The sequence below is a fragment of the Ochrobactrum teleogrylli genome, assembly GCF_037482325.1.
GTDB lineage: Bacteria > Pseudomonadota > Alphaproteobacteria > Rhizobiales > Rhizobiaceae > Brucella > Brucella teleogrylli.
Window position 1 is genome coordinate 2,013,762 of record NZ_JBBHKQ010000001.1, and the last position, 15,498, is coordinate 2,029,259.

Below are 15,498 nucleotides of genomic sequence, written 5' to 3' on the forward strand. Positions count from 1 at the left end.
ACTCAGTAAGACGATTAAAGCGCGTTAATGTTACTCGCTGGTTAAGAACGGCCCAACTTTGGAAAAAGATTCACCAATTAAACACCATAAGCCCGCATTGGCGCGCGGCCATCATCGGTGGGCACTGAAACACATGACGGGTAGATTGGAAAATGTGAATCTTCAAAGAACCGAGGAAACGCCTTCAATGAAGGGCTGATAGCGAACAGCCATCAGGTTTTCCTGCTCGAAACGGCTGCCAACCTTCGAGATTCGCGTCACGATCTGTTCGCCGTCACCGGGACCAATCGGCGTGATGAGAACCCCATGCGTTGCAAGCAGCTCCACGAAATGACGCGGCACTTCCTCGCAAGCCAGCCAGAGAATGATTCGGTCGAACGGCCCGCCCGGCATGCCATGCCGTCCATCGGCATGCTTGACCATGATGTTCTCACGCTTGAGCGAGACGAACTGCTGCAAGGCATGGTCGCAGAGTTTGCGATAACGCTCTACGGTCGTCACACGACCGGACAGCAATGACATGACAGCGGCGGTAAAGCCCGATCCCGTGCCGATTTCCAGCACGCGATGGCCGGGTTCCAGCTTGAGCGCGGCTAGCACACGCGCCTGATCGTCAATGCCTTCGATATATTCGCCGCAATCGAGTGGCGCCGTGCGGGTGCTATAAGCCAGATGCGACCACGCCGAAGCAAGAAAGCTCTGGCGTGGGGTCGCTTCAATGGCCGCAAAGAGGCGCGGATCATCAATGCCGCGCGCGCGCATGCGCAAGACGAAGGATGCAAATCCTTCCCGGTCCGAAAGCCTTGGCCGCTCAGACGTTGCCTGCCTCATGCTTCCCCCCGCTTCAAGCTTCAAGACCAAGCGCAGAGCTCAGTTCTGCACGAACCTTATGCGCCGTCAGGTCGAGGTGCAACGGCGTGACCGAGATGCAGTCGGAGCGGATGGCGGCCAGATCGCTGTCGTCGGCGACCGGAGCTTTGCCGCGACCGAACCGCAGCCAGAAATACGGGAAACCGCGACCGTCGCGGCGCTCATCAAGACGCGCATCGTGGCTAAGCTTGCCTTGCGCCGTCACGCGGGTGCCCTGCACTTCATCCGCACCGCAATTCGGGAAATTGAGGTTCAGCAGAACGCCTTCCGGCCAACCGGCTGCGACCAGCTTACGGATCAGGTCTGGCGCGTGCGCTTCAGCTGTTTCCCAAGGAACTATCCGGCGGTCGCCTTCATAATCATATTCCTGCGACAGGGCGATGGAGCGAATGCCGAGCAGCGTTCCTTCCATCGCACCGGCCACGGTGCCCGAATAGGTCACGTCGTCTGCGATATTCGCACCGGAATTGACGCCGGACAGGATGAGGTCCGGCGCACCCGGCAGCACATGACGGACGCCCATGATGACGCAATCGGTCGGCGTGCCGCGCAGCGCGAAATGGGTATCGTCAATCTGGCGCAGGCGCAGCGGCTCCGACAAGGTCAGCGAATGCGCCAGACCGCTCTGGTCGGTTTCCGGCGCAACCACCCAGACATCATCCGAGAGCTGTCGTGCGATTCGCTCCAGAACTGCGAGGCCTTCAGCGTGGATACCATCATCGTTCGTCAGCAAAATTCGCACGTCTTCACTCCTGCTTTAATTATTGAGATCCTGAATCACGCAGCCTTTTCAATGCGCGTGAGGCCGCCCATGTATGGCTGCAATGCTTCAGGAATATGAATGCTGCCATCTTCCTGCTGGTAATTTTCCATGACGGCAATGAGCGCGCGACCGACCGCAACGCCAGACCCGTTGAGAGTGTGGACGAAGCGCGTGGACTTCTCGCCCTCCGGGCGATAGCGGGAATTCATACGGCGACCCTGGAAATCACCGCAGACCGAGCAGCTGGAGATTTCGCGATAGGTGTTCTGACCTGGAAGCCAGACCTCGATATCGTAGGTCTTCTGCGCGCCAAAGCCCATATCGCCGGTGCAAAGCACGACGGTGCGGAACGGCAGTCCAAGACGCTTCAGCACTTCTTCGGCGCAAGCCGTCATGCGCTCATGTTCGGCAATCGAGCTTTCTGCATCGGTGATCGACACCATTTCCACTTTCTGGAACTGGTGCTGGCGCAACATGCCGCGCGTATCGCGCCCGGCGGAACCGGCTTCCGAACGGAAGCAAGGCGTCAGCGCGGTGTAGCGCTGCGGCAGGGTCTTCACATCGACGATTTCGTCGGCGACCAGATTGGTCAGCGGCACTTCCGCCGTCGGAATCAGCCAGCGCCCATCCGTGGTGCGGAACAGGTCTTCCGAGAATTTCGGCAGCTGGCCGGTGCCATAAACGGCCTCATCGCGCACCATCAAAGGCGGCATGGTTTCGGTGTAGCCATGCTGCGTCGTGTGGAGGTCGAGCATGAACTGACCAAGCGCACGCTCAAGACGCGCCAGACCGCCCTTCAGAATCGTAAAGCGCGCACCGGCGATTTTCGCGGCGCGTTCGAAATCCATCATGCCGAGCGCTTCGCCCAGCTCATAATGCTCCTTTGGCTGGAAGGAGAAATTGCGCTGATTGCCGACGCGGCGAACCTCGACATTGTCGGCTTCGTCCTTGCCAAGCGGCACATCGCCAAGCGGAACATTCGGTATTGTCGACAGCGCGTCGTTCAGTTCCTTGACCAGCCGACGCTCTTCTTCCTCAGCGTGAGCGAGGAAATTCTTGAGCTCGTTTACTTCCGCTTTCAGCTTATCGGCGGTGGCGGTGTCTTTTTCAGCCATCGCCTTGCCGATTTCCTTCGAAGCGGCATTGCGACGTTCCTGTGCGGCTTGAACCTTGCCGACATTTTCGCGGCGCTTTTCGTCGAGCGCGATCAGTTCGGACGAGAGCGGCCCTGCCCCGCGCTTTGCAAGCGCCTTATCGAGGTCTTCAGGGTTTTCGCGAATCCATTTGATGTCGAGCATGGGAAAAGCCGTTTCGTGAAATTTGAGTACAAGCGGGCCGCAAAAGCTGCGGCCAGCGGAAATCGTAGTCTACGATCAGGAGGAAGAAGCGTCGTTTTCAGCTTCTTTTGCGTTCTCTGCTTCGTCGCGTTTCTTCTCGATCATACGAGCCACGATAATGGAAATCTCGTAGAGAAGGATCGTCGGCAAGGCAAGACCGATCTGGCTCGCCGGATCGGGCGGCGTCAGAACGGCGGCCACGACGAAGGCGATCACAATCGCATATTTACGCTTGTCCTTCAGGCCCGCCGAAGTCACCAGACCAACACGCGCCATGAGGCTGGTGATGACCGGCAACTGGAAAACCAGACCGAAAGCGAAAATGAGCGTCATGATGAGGCTCAGATATTCCGAGACCTTCGGCAGAAGCGAAATCTGCACTTCCCCCGCGCCGCCCGTCTGCTGCATGGCCAGGAAGAACCACATCACCATCGGGGTGAAGAAGAAATAAACGAGCGCGCCGCCCAGCAGGAACAGAAGCGGCGATGCAATGAGGAATGGCAGGAACGCCATACGCTCGTGCTTATAAAGCCCCGGCGCTACAAACTTGTAGATCTGCGCTGCGATGATCGGGAATGCGAGCACAATACCGCCGAACATCGCCACCTTCACCTGCGTGAAGAAGAACTCCTGCGGTGCGGTATAGATCAGCTCGGCCTTGGAGCGGTCCATGCCTGCCCAGTCGATGGCCCATTGATAAGGCACCACAAGCAGATTGAAGAGATGCTTTGCGAAGGCAAAGCAGAACACGAATGCCACGAAAAATGCCAGGATTGCCCAAATGAGGCGGCGGCGCAGTTCGATCAGGTGTTCAAGCAAAGGTGCAGCACTCTGCTCGATTTCATCCTCGTCACGGGTCACGCTTTGGTTCCTGTCTTCTTGGTGGTCTTTTTGGCAGGAGCAACCGCCTTATCGGCGGCTGGCTTTGCTGTATCCGCCGCTTTCTTTGCCGCGGATTTCACCGCAGCCGGTTTTGCAGCAGGCTTTTTGACAGCAGCAGGTTTCGCGACCGCAGGCTTTGTCGTCTCGGCCTTGGCCTTTGTCACCTTCGGTGCCGCTGGCGCAGCTTTTGCCGCCGTTTTGCGGGGCGCCCGCGCAGCCTTGGCAGGCTTTTCCGGGGCAGTGTCTGCCTGAACCGGCGCAGATACAGGAACAGGCGTTCCGCTCAAATCGACCGGTGTGGTCACTTCCGCAACCTTGTCAGGCGTCGCAGGCGACATGGAGGTCGAGGATTTGATGCTCGATTTCAGGTCTTCGCCTGCACTTCGAATCGGATCGAAAACCTGCGTCAGCTTGGAGCGCGGATCGAGCTTGCGTGTTTCGTCGATGATATTCTTGACGTCTTCCAGTTCCGCCTCTTTCAAGGCTTCGTTGAACTGGTTGCGAAACTCGTTGGCTGTCGCGCGCATGCGCGCCGTCGCCTTACCGAAGGCTCTAAGCATCTTCGGCAAATCCTTGGGGCCGACGACAACGATCATCACGATCGCAATGACCAGCAATTCAGACCAACCGACATCGAGCATTTTATACCCCGCGCAATGCGCGCGCGTCCCGTCTTTCGGCGGAAAACCGCACTTTTACAGATGACAAACATGCTGCGTATCCATCGCGATACGCAGCATTCTTGATCCGATAGATCAGGACTTGGTGGTTTTCTTGACGGTGTTGACGGTTTCTTCCGCCTTGGCGTCGATCGTGCGACCGTCATCCCCAGCGTCCTTGGCAGCGTCTTCGTCGTTCATGCCCTGCTTGAAATTCTTGATGCCCTTGGCAACATCGCCCATCAGCTCGGGAATCTTGCCGCGGCCAAAAAGAAGCAGCACAACCGCCAGAACGATCAGCCAGTGCCAGATGGAAAAGCTACCCATTTCATTCCTCTCATCGCTGCTTAAACGCAGCCTGTTCCTGCAATGTCGATAGTGATTTAAGCGCTTTCAAGCAATCTTTCAAACGGAAGTATAGCTGTGAAGGCAGATGTGACGATTTTATTCGTCGCATGTGTCCTCTTTATGTGCAGCGAATTGTGGATCATGACGAGATTGGGCCTATTTCACCCTTTAGGAGCCAGCAGGCCGAGGCCTTCAAGATCGATATCCTCGAGCGGCTCTTCTTCGTCGGTTAGCTCATCCGGATCGATATTCGGCACCGGAACAGCAAAGCTTGAAGGCATGCGGGCGGAAAGAAGCCCTGCCCCGCGCAATTCTTCCAGACCCGGAAGATCGCGGATTTCCGGCAACCCGAAGTGGTCGAGAAACGATTCCGTCGTGCCATAGGTGACCGGACGGCCCGGCGTGCGGCGACGCCCGCGCAGCTTGATCCAGCCGGTTTCCATCAACACGTCCAGCGTGCCTTTCGACGTTTCGACACCGCGAATATCTTCGAGTTCAGCGCGCGTGACCGGCTGGTGATACGCAATGATCGCCAGCACTTCCATTGCAGCTCGCGACAGTTTGCGCTGCTGCACCGCCTCACGGCTCATCAGGAAAGCGAGATCGGGCGCGGTACGGAACACCCAGGCCGCACCGACCTGCACCAGATGCACCCCACGCGACTCATAGACTTTCTGGAGATGCTGCAAGATCGGAGCAAGCTCGGCTCTTGGCGGCAGGCGTTCCTGAAGGGCGCGCTCCGACACTGGTTCGGCGGAAGCAAAAATGATCGCCTCGACGATGCGCGCCAGATCGGCCAGTCCATTTGCCGGAAGCTGTGCTTCCTCAAATTCATCATCCATCTCGAATTCCGCCAGCGGGCGTTCGGCCTCAGACATCCTCGTCCTCGTCAAATTCGCTTAAACCGGGCTTGGCCCGCATATAAATCGGCTCGAACGGCGCATTCTGGCGAACTTCAAGCTTGCCTTCACGCACCAGTTCCAGACTGGCGGCAAAGGAGCTTGCGAGCGCCGACGCCCTTTCCTGCGGCGACAGCGCATAGTCGATGAGAAAACGGTCGAGCGAAATCCAGTCGCCGATATCGCCACCCATCAGGCGCACCAATGCGACACGGGCTTCTTTCAACGACCAGACGGCACGTTTGGTAATCTGCACATTCGTCACGGCTTGCCGCTGCCTTTGGGAAGCGTAAGCCGTCAGAAGATCGTATAGCGAGGCAGAAAACTGGCTGGCGCGATCGACCATCACCACTTCCGGCATGCCGCGCGCGAAGACATCGCGCCCCAGCCGGCTGCGATTGACCAAAGCGGCTGCGGCATCGCGCATTGCCTCCAGCCGTTTCAGACGAAATTGCAAGGATGCCGCAAGTTCTTCGCCGGTCTCGCCATCATCCCCTTGCTGCTTTGGAATCAGCAGCTTGGATTTCAGATAAGCGAGCCACGCCGCCATCACGAGATAATCGGCGGCCAGCTCCAGCCGGAACGCCCGGGCCTGCTCCACGAATTCGAGATATTGCTCGGCCAGCGCCAGAACGGAAATACGCGCCAGATCAACACGCTGGTTGCGCGCCAGATGCAGCAGAAGATCGAGCGGACCTTCAAAGCCCTGCACGTCGATCAGCAAGGACGGCTCGCTTTGAGCCCGTTCGGCATCGCTTTGCCACAGCGAATCCATCGGCACGAGCGTACCGTCTTTTCCGTCCGTGTTCGTTCCTGATGCCGCCAAACCGCTAGCCTCTCGATGCGCAGTCGTCACTCACGCTGCCCGGACAAGCCGGGCAACGCATCTTTGCAGTTTACCAAGTTTTAACGATTACGCTATCGCTTCGAATATACCATTGAATTCTGCGCGCAGTTCATCTTCATCCGAAAGGTCCGGATCACCGGCGTAGACTTCGGCCAGATCAGCGCGACGCTTCGACTTGCCTTCAAGGACCGGCACGCGGGCGGCGACCTGAACCAGTTCCTCCATCACGCCTGCGCAATAAAGCACGATATCGCAGCCTGCTCCGGTGATGCCCCCAGCGATATCGCCGAGTTCGCCGGAGAGCGCTTTCATCGAAATATCGTCGCTCATGATGAGGCCATCGAACTCAATCACCTGACGGATGATCGTGTTGATCACGGTCGGCGACAGGGTGGACGGACGCTGCGGATCGAGCGCGTCGAATACGACATGCGCCGTCATCGCCATCGGTAGATCATTCAACGCCTTGAACGGCACGAAATCATGCGCCAGCAATTCGCTCAATGGCGCGTTCACCCGGGCCAGTTCCTTATGCGTATCCGCAAAGGCGCGGCCATGGCCCGGCATATGCTTCATGACCGGCAATACGCCGCCCGCCAGCAAGCCCTCGGCAGCGGCACGGCCCAATTCAGCCACCGCATGCGGATTCTTGGAATAAGCGCGGGCGCCGATCACATCATTTGCGCCCTCGACGGGGACATCGAGCACCGGCAGGCAGTCGGAGGTGACGCCAACCTTCAAAAGATCGAAGGCGTGCAGACGCGCATGCAGCCATGCGGCGCGCAGGCCCGCTTCGCGGTCACGCGTATAGATCGCTCCAATCTCTCCAGCAGAGGGATAGTTCTGCACAAGCGGCGGACGCAGGCGCTGCACGCGCCCGCCTTCCTGATCTATGAAAACCGGAGTCTGATCGCGCCCCGTCACCTCGCGCATATGCGCGGTCAGTTCGGCAACCTGTTCAAGACTTTCGACATTGCGCGCGAACAAGATAAAGCCCCAAGGCCTCTCATCGCGGAAAAAGGCAACTTCATCCGGTGTAAGTTTTGTCCCCGAAACACCGGCAATCCAGGCCTTGCACTGTTTCATGCGAATATCCCTCGTCTTTTCCGCAAATTAGAAATTTGTTCTAACGAAAATTCCATGCACTTGATAGTGCATATGAAAAGGGCGGCCTCAAGCCGCCCTGTTCCTGTCTATTGCCGTGGCTTACCGCGTTACAAGGCAGCTGCCCCCAGCCGACTTCAACCGTCCGCAGAGCGCGTTGGCATCGTCACGCGAACCCGCCTGAACGCGGACACGGTAGTAGGTGCCCTTGCCCGGAATGTCGGCGCGCTTGATATCCACGCCGCGTCCGCCGATCACATTGGCGTATTTCTGCGCCATGTTGGAATAGGACTTCTGCGCCAGTTCGGCAGAAGGCTGTGATGCGATCTGGATGAAATATCCACCGGCACCGGCTGCCGATGCAACCTGCTGATTGGCCGCCGGAGCAGCAGCGGCAGGCGCTTGTGTCTGCGTGCGCTGCGGAACATTGCCCACGATATTGACCGGCTGTTCAGCCGGGCGCGACGGGACAACCGGAGCGCGAGCTGGAAGGCGCGGCGTTTCTGCAACCGGCGCCTGAGCAACAGGGGCTGGCGCGGCGGGCTGCGGGGCCTGCTGCGGCGCAGGTGCCGAAGATTCCGGCACGGAGTTGCCCGAAGCAATTGCCGCGATTTCGTCACCACCCACCGGAGCGGAAGGCTGTTCCGAAGGCTGGGGGGTGTTGTTGGCCGTCTGCGGTGCGGGCGATTCCGGCTGCATGATCGTACCATCCGGGCGAACGATCATCGTTTCAACTTCGCGCGGCTGGATCAAAGGCGCATTTTCCTGCGCGTTCTGATTACCGGTATTGGCCTGACTGTTTTCAGCCGACAAATCCGGCGTATCGGTCATGGCTTCATTGTCGTCCGTGCCGGAAATATCAACCGGCTCCTCGCCTGAGGTGATCAGTGATTTCTGTTCCGGATTGTTCGGCAAGGTGCCTGCCACACGGTCATAGACCGCCTTGTCCTGGTTCGGCACCGTTGCGCCACCTGGGTTTTCCGGCTGCATCTTGATCGGCTGCGTGTCGGCACGAATGACCACCGGCTCTTCCGAGCCGCCGCCCATGAAGTGATATCCGATACCGCCGAGCAACACGACTGCACCGGCAACACTTGCCAGAATCAGGCCGCGACGACCGCGTACCGGACGGTTGCGATAGGCTTCCGACGCCTTGCCAAGATCGTCTTCCGGCTGCATGGCGGCACGCGCGCCATAGTCACCACCTTCAACGGTCTGTGCGCCCTGAGCAGCCCAGTGATTGTAGAAATCATCCTCGCTGCCAGCTTGCTCGCCTGCATTGTACTGGCCAGTCTGGCGCGGCTGCGCACGGCCATAGGAGGCAGCGGATGCGGCAACGGCAGCGCCAAGGCCCGCCGCGGCAGCACCTGCGGCAACACCGGCGTTCGGCAGATAGCTGGATGCGCTTTCGCGGAAAATATCCTCAAAGGCTTTGTCGGCTTCGCTCTGCGCTTCCGATGGGGTGTTCAGCTCATCGACGCCAACCGTATTGAAGACCTCGGCAAATTCAGCTTCGAGATCACCAAGACCGGCAGCGGTTTCCTCTTCACCGTAATTAACTTCCGGCAGATCCAGCGAATGGGTCTGCTCAACCTTGTTTTCGGCAACGCTCAGCGTTTCCACATCCGGCGCGGGTGCGCTGGCAGCCTGCTGCGCGCTGGCAAAATGCGGCATCGATGTGGACGGACGATAATCCTCGTCCGACAGCACCGCATGCGCATAGGCGGGCGCGGCTGCACTGTTTTCAACGCCGCCCAGATCAAGATCGTCTTCGTTGAAGAAATCATCACCGCCAAGCAGTTCTTCATCGGTCGCCTTGAGCGGTTCCGATTCGGAATAATCACCCGAAGGCTCGAAACCGAAATCGTCTTCGGTCAGGCTCAGCTCATCAAGGTCGGACAGATCGTCATCGGTGCCTTCCGCTGCGGTCGCTGCGGAGAAAGCTGGTGCGTCGAAGGAGAAATCATCATCGAACGAAAAATCGTCGTCTTGCGCTGCAACTTCGTTCGAAGCTTGTTCCGAACCCGTGAAGGCGGCGTAAGGCGCTTCCGCCTGACCAACCGGCTGCGCTGCCGTCACTGGCATTTGCGCAGCAATGCCTGAAGCAAAGTTGCCACGGGTGTAATAGGGATAACCGGATGGCTCCGTGCGCGCGACAGCTTCGTGCACCGGCGCGGCAGCTACCGGCTGATGCGGTTCTTCAAAGGTCTGCTCATCCAGTTGCAGTTCGTCGAGCTCGAGATCGTCAAATGCAGGCTCGGCTGCTTCCTCGCCCGCATAGGCATGATCCTGCGCGGACGCGTAGGACACGGCCTGTTCCGGCTCGTAAGCTGGGGTCTGCGGAGCATAGGATACCGGCTCCGGCTGGTAGCCATAAGCGCTGTCATTTGCGGATTGGGGCTGTGGCTCATCACCGAACAGCAGGTTTTCCAGTTCGTCCTCAAGCGACAAGGACTGATGCGCAGGCTCGACATCATAAGACGGCGTAGCAGGCTCAACGGCCTGCACTTCCCAGTCGCGGCTTTGCGCAGTCTGGGTCAAATAGGATTCTTCGTGCGGCTCGATAGCCGGCTGATAAATCGTCGGATCAAATGCACCGGCTTCGGTCGCATGGCTTCCACGCGCACTATCCAGCGATTCGCGATTATCATAGGCCGAGTTCTGCGCCGCATAAGGATCGCCATACGAATCGCGGGCGCTCGAATAATCGGCATAATCGAACTGCTGAACGGGTTCAGTCCGTTCGATATCTTCGAAGTCGTCCAGTTCAGGCGCAAGAACGGATGCACCGCTATCCAGATGCAGGTCGAGTTCTTCCTCAAGAGCCGAAGCAAGTTCGTCTTCATGCACCAGCGGTTCGGCACCGCGATAATACTGCGCGCTGTAGCGCTGCTCCTGAGCGGCCTCGGCCTCGGGCTCCACAGGCTGGCTCTGGCTGGCCGCCGGTGCGTAATCGTCGAAGTCGCCGAGAAGCTCGCGCTCAAGGTCAAGCGACGCATCGAAGTCAGGCTCCGCGCGCTCACGCGCCAGTTCATCTTGCGATCGGCGCTCGTTCCTAGCGGAATGATCACCTTGAGGCGCGCCAAAGTCCACGATTCGCGACAGTTCCATCAGCGGATCGTCTTCGTGCAGCGGACGCTCGCCGTAATTACGGGGATTTGCACTGCTGTCCGTCATGGTGTGTTCCTAACTCAAACCCTGGACGCCGCAAGACGTCACCTTACATTGCTTATTAGCGAGGCAATGTGGGCAAAAGTTGACGGTAGTTTCCTGCACCGAAAGACCAGAACGGGATAAACCAACACCTTCGGTTCATCCCGGTCCTTTCTCGTTAGACTTAATCGTCTGCACCCGAAAGCTTCGTTTGACTTAACGAACCCTCGATCAGTCGATCAGTCCTAGCGCATTTCCGTCGGAGCATCAGCCCCGATGATCGTCAAACCTGACGTCAGCACATCGGAAACAACCTGTACCAGCCCTAGCCTGGCTAATGACAAGTCTGGATCGTTAACCTTAATAAAACGTAAGTCCGGGTTCTCTGTGCCCTTATTCCATTGCGAATGGAACGCGCTGGCAAGATCAAACAGATAAAAAGCAAGACGATGCGGCTCCTGATGGATCGCCGCTGCTTCGATCAAACGCGGATATTCTGCAAGCTTGCGGACGAGTGCGATTTCGCTCTCGTCGGTCAGCTTGTCGAACTGGGCAGCCATCGCCACACGATCCAGATCAGCGAGACCCAACTGGTCGGCAGCCTGACGGAAAACCGAGTGCGAACGCGCCGATGCATACTGCACGTAGAACACCGGATTGTCCTTGGACTGTTCCGTCACCTTCGCAAAATCGAAATCGAGCGAGGCATCGTTTTTCCGGTAAAGCATCATGAAACGCACCGGATCACGGCCCACTTCGTCCACGACATCACGCAGGGTGATGAATTCGCCCGAACGCTTCGACATGCGCACCGGTTCGCCGTTACGGTAGAGTTTCACCAACTGGCAGATCAGCACCGTGAGCTTTGCCTTGCCGTCGGAAACAGCACGCGCGACAGCTTCAAGACGCTTCACATAGCCGCCATGATCGGCGCCCAGCACATAGATCATCTCGTTGAAGCCGCGGTCGTATTTGTCCTTGAAATAGGCAACGTCCGCCGCAAAATAGGTGAAGGAGCCGTCAGACTTCATCAGCGGACGATCGATATCGTCACCCACTTCGGTCGAGCGGAACAGGGTCTGCTCGCGATCTTCCCAATCTTCCGGTAGCTGACCCTTCGGGGGCGGAATCTTGCCCTTATAGACGTGGCCTTTCAGCGTCAGATCGTTGATCGCATTGCGAATCGCTCGCGCATGGTCAGCATGCAACTGGCGTTCGGAATAGAACACATCATGATGGACGTTCAACGCTTCCAGATCGGCGCGGATCATCGCCATCATGGCATTGATCGTGGTTTCCTTGACGATAGCCAGTGCTTCCGTCTCCGGCATTTCCAGAAGCTTGGTGCCATATTCCTTGGCAAGCGCCTGCCCCACCGGCACGAGATAATCGCCCGGATAGAGACCTGCCGGAATTTCACCGATGATTTCGCCCAGTGCTTCGCGATAACGCAGCATGACGGAGTTTGCGAGCACGTCGATCTGCGAGCCCGCATCGTTGATGTAATATTCCTTGACGACGTCATAGCCCGCAAATTTCAGCAGGTTGGCCAGCACGTCGCCGACGACGGCGCCCCGGCAGTGACCGACATGCATCGGGCCGGTCGGGTTTGCCGAAACATATTCGACATTGACCTTATTGCCCGCGCCAAGCTTGGAGCGACCGAAATCCGTGCCTTCATTGAGCATCGCGGCAAGCTCGCGCTGCCAGTAGCTGGCCTTCAGACGCAGATTGATGAAGCCCGGACCTGCAACATCGACCGTTTCAACATCCTCGTCGTTCTTCAAGGCTTCGGCGATACGCACCGCAAGTTCGCGCGGATTCTGCCCCACGGCCTTGGAAAGAACCATGGCCGCATTGGTCGCTATATCGCCATGGGTCGCATCGCGCGGCGGCTCGACACCAACGCGCGAAAGATCGAGTTCACCGCCATCTTTCGGTTTCAGATCAATATCTTGCAACGTCTTTTTGATACGTGCGTCGAAATCTGCGAAGATATTCATGGTCTGTCCTGTCAGGCTGTCGTCCGGTGTCGTGATTTGCGTATTCCGGAGTCGGCTCGTTCGATTAGGTAGTTGTGTTGCAGGGGCCTTTTCAGCCTCGCCAGCACTTCGTTTGGCCCCGATTAAGCTAAATCGGGGGTATGGTCAAACAATCGTCGGTGTTCGCGCACGGCAAAATTGTCAGTCATCCCCGCCAGATAGTCGGCCACACGGCGCGCGCGTGACGGGATATCCAGCGTTTCGCAGCCCGATTGCCACTCGGGCGGCATGATCGACGGATCGGCAAAACAGGCATCGAAAAGGTCCTGCACAATTTTGTCCGCCGCCTGCCGACGCACCACCACGCTGTCATGAAAATAGAGGTTCTTGAACAAAAACCGCTTCAGCACTTTTTCCTCGTCACGCATCGTCGGCGAAAACGCCACCAGCGACCGGGACTGGTTATGAATATCGGTAAGGCTTTGCGGCTGCGCGACAGCAAGGCGACGCTGCGCCTCGGCAATCACATCCTCAACCATGATGGTGATCTGCCTGCGGACCAGTTCGTGGCCGGTGCGCACCGCATCGAGATTGGGATAGCGTCCGCGCACCACATCAAGCAGCCGCTTCGTCAGGGGCACTTCGTCCAGCGCGTCGAGCGTCAGCAGGCCCGCGCGCAGGCCGTCATCAATATCATGGGCATTATAGGCGATGTCGTCGGCAATCGCCGCGCATTGTGCCTCCAGGCTGGCAAAACGGCCCAATTCGAGATCGTAGCGTTCGTTGAAGTCCAGAATTGGCTGCGGCACTGGCTCATCCGAATGCACAGCATGCGGCCCGACCAGCGGACCATTATGCTTCACCAGACCTTCCAGCGTCTCCCAAGACAGGTTGAGACCGTCGAAATCCGCATAACGATGCTCAAGCTTGGTGACGATGCGCAGAGACTGGGCATTGTGATCGAAGCCGCCATAATCCTTCATGCGCTCGTTGAGCGCGTCCTCGCCGGTATGGCCAAAGGGCGTATGGCCGAAATCATGTACGAGTGCGACCGCTTCGGCGAGGTCTTCATCCAGCCGCAACGCACGGGCCAGCGCGCGCGCAATCTGCGCCACTTCAATCGTATGCGTCAGCCGCGTGCGGTAATGATCGCCCTCATGCGCAATAAAAACCTGCGTCTTGTGCTTCAGGCGACGGAAAGCGGTGGAATGGATGATGCGGTCGCGATCACGCTGAAACGGTGTGCGCGTCGGGCTTTCCAGTTCCGGCACCAGTCGTCCACGGCTTGAGGCCGGATCGCAGGCATAGGGCGCGCGTTCGCGATAACCAAAGCCTATTCCTTCCAGCGACATTGCGATGCATCCTTCACTGTAATATGATTACACCAAACATTGACTTCTATCGGTAGCGTTCATAGCTATCAGAGGAATATGAAGGCAAGTCTGCGATAATGGGCAGCAGGGGAAAATCACGCTCCAGCCCAGCAACTGCAAACGGATGAGACCGATGACAGGCATTACCGTTTCCGATTCCGCCGCAAAGCGGATCGCTAAAATTCTCAATTCCGAACCGGACAAGACCGCGCTGCGCGTTTCTGTCGAGGGTGGCGGCTGCTCCGGTTTTTCCTACAAATACGATCTCGTCGACGAACAGACCGACGACGACATCGTCATCGAAAAGCTCGGCGCGAAGGTGCTGATCGATTCGATCTCGGTTCCTTATATGGACGGCTCGGAAATCGATTTCGTTGACGATCTGATGGGACAATCGTTCCAGATCCGCAATCCGAATGCGACCGCCTCTTGCGGTTGTGGCACAAGCTTCGCGATTTAGACGGTCCAGAACGCACCGCATAAAAATAAACCGGCTGCCTCGTGGCAGCCGGTTTTGTTTTGTCAGACTTTCACCGAAGCGACCGTCGCATCGATATGGTCCACCAGCGCGTCGGGCAGACCAAGACGTCCAGCCAGCATATCGAGATAGCCACGCTCCGCCCGGCTATCGGGATCGATGGTCAAACGCGAGGCGGTGTAAAGCTCCACCTTCTGCTCTTCTGTTTGTGCGGCGGCGACCAGTGCGTCGAGATCGACGGGCTCTGCCAGTTCTTTCTGGAAAAAAGCTTCCGCATCGTCATCAAGCCCCGAAATCTGAAGCTTTTCCATGATGCGCGCGCGCTCCGCGTCGTCGATATGGCCGTCTGCCTTGGCGGCGGCGATCATGGCCTGGATCAGCGTCAGGGCAAAACTGTTGCTCATGGCTGGCGAATGCGGGTGAAAAGGAGAATCGGCGGGCGGCGGCGGAAGCAGTTCCTGCTCCTTTGCCACCGGCTGTTCCACCGTTTGCGGCGATTGACCGGACTTGTAGTTCTTATAGGCCAGATAGCCGAGACCGGCGATGGCCGCAATCCCGCCAACAGTGGCGACATTGCCTGCCAGCTTGCGGCCCGTCTTGGTGCCAAGAACCGCAGCGGCGATAGCGCCAGTCGCAAGCGGGTTCTTCTTGGCCAGATCACCCACCTGCCCGGCTCTGTCCTTCACGCTCCCCGACATGCCTGGTATTTGCGATCCCAAAAACTGGTCGAGAAGTTTCTTGGCGTCGAACATCGTCATCTCCTGTCTGGCTCCATTGAGTCCGAGATAGGAACGCGATGGCGA

General features: G+C 58.1%; 14 protein-coding genes. 1 reads left to right on the forward strand and 13 read right to left on the reverse strand.

Going from position 1 to position 15,498, the window contains the following annotated elements; genetic code table 11:
- Positions 1-162: 162 nt before the first annotated feature.
- The 12 genes from WIX40_RS09385 to WIX40_RS09440 all read right to left on the reverse strand — a co-directional run bounded on the left by WIX40_RS09385 (position 163) and on the right by WIX40_RS09440 (position 14,196).
- Entirely contained in the window at positions 163-831 is a 669-nt protein-coding gene (locus WIX40_RS09385; protein WP_109368865.1) for a protein-L-isoaspartate(D-aspartate) O-methyltransferase, read from the reverse strand.
- Between the two features lie 13 nt (positions 832-844).
- Positions 845-1,612, reverse strand: coding sequence for a 5'/3'-nucleotidase SurE (gene surE / locus WIX40_RS09390; RefSeq protein ID WP_121535976.1), 768 nt, complete (start codon positions 1,610-1,612; stop codon positions 845-847).
- A gap of 35 nt (positions 1,613-1,647) precedes the next feature.
- On the reverse strand, positions 1,648-2,931 hold the full coding sequence (gene serS, locus WIX40_RS09395) for a serine--tRNA ligase (RefSeq protein ID WP_121535973.1): 1,284 nt from the start codon (positions 2,929-2,931) through the stop codon (positions 1,648-1,650).
- 75 nt (positions 2,932-3,006) lie between these two features.
- Positions 3,007-3,831 carry a twin-arginine translocase subunit TatC gene (gene tatC / locus WIX40_RS09400; RefSeq protein ID WP_109368862.1) on the reverse strand — a complete coding sequence of 275 codons (825 nt, stop codon included), beginning with the start codon at positions 3,829-3,831 and terminating at the stop codon, positions 3,007-3,009.
- Entirely contained in the window at positions 3,828-4,493 is a 666-nt protein-coding gene (gene tatB, locus WIX40_RS09405; protein ID WP_121535970.1) for a Sec-independent protein translocase protein TatB, read from the reverse strand. The genes tatC and tatB overlap by 4 nt, the downstream gene beginning before the upstream one ends.
- A gap of 114 nt (positions 4,494-4,607) precedes the next feature.
- Positions 4,608-4,838: a twin-arginine translocase TatA/TatE family subunit gene (locus tag WIX40_RS09410; protein WP_109368860.1), complete on the reverse strand. Its 231-nt coding sequence runs from the start codon at positions 4,836-4,838 to the stop codon at positions 4,608-4,610.
- 182 nt (positions 4,839-5,020) lie between these two features.
- The gene (scpB, locus tag WIX40_RS09415; protein WP_121535967.1) at positions 5,021-5,737 is read right to left on the reverse strand and encodes an SMC-Scp complex subunit ScpB; all 717 of its coding nucleotides are present in this window, start codon (positions 5,735-5,737) and stop codon (positions 5,021-5,023) included.
- On the reverse strand, positions 5,730-6,584 hold the full coding sequence (locus tag WIX40_RS09420) for a segregation and condensation protein A (protein ID WP_121535964.1): 855 nt from the start codon (positions 6,582-6,584) through the stop codon (positions 5,730-5,732). The genes scpB and WIX40_RS09420 overlap by 8 nt, the downstream gene beginning before the upstream one ends.
- A gap of 87 nt (positions 6,585-6,671) precedes the next feature.
- On the reverse strand, positions 6,672-7,691 hold the full coding sequence (gene nagZ, locus WIX40_RS09425; protein WP_121535961.1) for a beta-N-acetylhexosaminidase: 1,020 nt from the start codon (positions 7,689-7,691) through the stop codon (positions 6,672-6,674).
- A 120-nt stretch (positions 7,692-7,811) separates the two neighbouring features.
- Positions 7,812-10,886, reverse strand: coding sequence for an SPOR domain-containing protein (locus WIX40_RS09430; protein ID WP_121535958.1), 3,075 nt, complete (start codon positions 10,884-10,886; stop codon positions 7,812-7,814).
- A gap of 221 nt (positions 10,887-11,107) precedes the next feature.
- The gene (gene argS / locus WIX40_RS09435; RefSeq protein ID WP_121535955.1) at positions 11,108-12,865 is read right to left on the reverse strand and encodes an arginine--tRNA ligase; all 1,758 of its coding nucleotides are present in this window, start codon (positions 12,863-12,865) and stop codon (positions 11,108-11,110) included.
- A gap of 122 nt (positions 12,866-12,987) precedes the next feature.
- Complete coding sequence (locus WIX40_RS09440; protein ID WP_121535952.1) at positions 12,988-14,196, reverse strand: deoxyguanosinetriphosphate triphosphohydrolase; 1,209 nt, start codon at positions 14,194-14,196, stop codon at positions 12,988-12,990.
- A 154-nt stretch (positions 14,197-14,350) separates the two neighbouring features.
- On the opposite strand from WIX40_RS09440, the gene erpA reads away from it, so the two are divergent.
- Positions 14,351-14,677 carry an iron-sulfur cluster insertion protein ErpA gene (erpA, locus tag WIX40_RS09445; RefSeq protein ID WP_078338486.1) on the forward strand — a complete coding sequence of 109 codons (327 nt, stop codon included), beginning with the start codon at positions 14,351-14,353 and terminating at the stop codon, positions 14,675-14,677.
- Positions 14,678-14,739: 62 nt separating this feature from the next.
- Here erpA and WIX40_RS09450 read toward each other — a convergent pair whose 3' ends face one another.
- Positions 14,740-15,447, reverse strand: coding sequence for a tellurite resistance TerB family protein (locus WIX40_RS09450; protein WP_121535949.1), 708 nt, complete (start codon positions 15,445-15,447; stop codon positions 14,740-14,742).
- Positions 15,448-15,498 lie beyond the last annotated feature (51 nt).

Excerpts from the sequence above, each read along its gene's own strand:
- WIX40_RS09385 (WP_109368865.1), bottom strand. The coding sequence starts at position 831 with ATGAGGCAGGCAACGTCTGAGCGGCCAAGGCTTTCGGACCGGGAAGGA.
- serS (WP_121535973.1), bottom strand. The coding sequence starts at position 2,931 with ATGCTCGACATCAAATGGATTCGCGAAAACCCTGAAGACCTCGATAAG.
- tatB (WP_121535970.1), bottom strand. The coding sequence starts at position 4,493 with ATGCTCGATGTCGGTTGGTCTGAATTGCTGGTCATTGCGATCGTGATG.
- WIX40_RS09410 (WP_109368860.1), bottom strand. The coding sequence starts at position 4,838 with ATGGGTAGCTTTTCCATCTGGCACTGGCTGATCGTTCTGGCGGTTGTG.
- scpB (WP_121535967.1), bottom strand. The coding sequence starts at position 5,737 with ATGTCTGAGGCCGAACGCCCGCTGGCGGAATTCGAGATGGATGATGAA.
- nagZ (WP_121535961.1), bottom strand. The coding sequence starts at position 7,691 with ATGAAACAGTGCAAGGCCTGGATTGCCGGTGTTTCGGGGACAAAACTT.
- WIX40_RS09430 (WP_121535958.1), bottom strand. The coding sequence starts at position 10,886 with ATGACGGACAGCAGTGCAAATCCCCGTAATTACGGCGAGCGTCCGCTG.
- argS (WP_121535955.1), bottom strand. The coding sequence starts at position 12,865 with ATGAATATCTTCGCAGATTTCGACGCACGTATCAAAAAGACGTTGCAA.
- WIX40_RS09440 (WP_121535952.1), bottom strand. The coding sequence starts at position 14,196 with ATGTCGCTGGAAGGAATAGGCTTTGGTTATCGCGAACGCGCGCCCTAT.
- erpA (WP_078338486.1), top strand. The coding sequence starts at position 14,351 with ATGACAGGCATTACCGTTTCCGATTCCGCCGCAAAGCGGATCGCTAAA.
- WIX40_RS09450 (WP_121535949.1), bottom strand. The coding sequence starts at position 15,447 with ATGTTCGACGCCAAGAAACTTCTCGACCAGTTTTTGGGATCGCAAATA.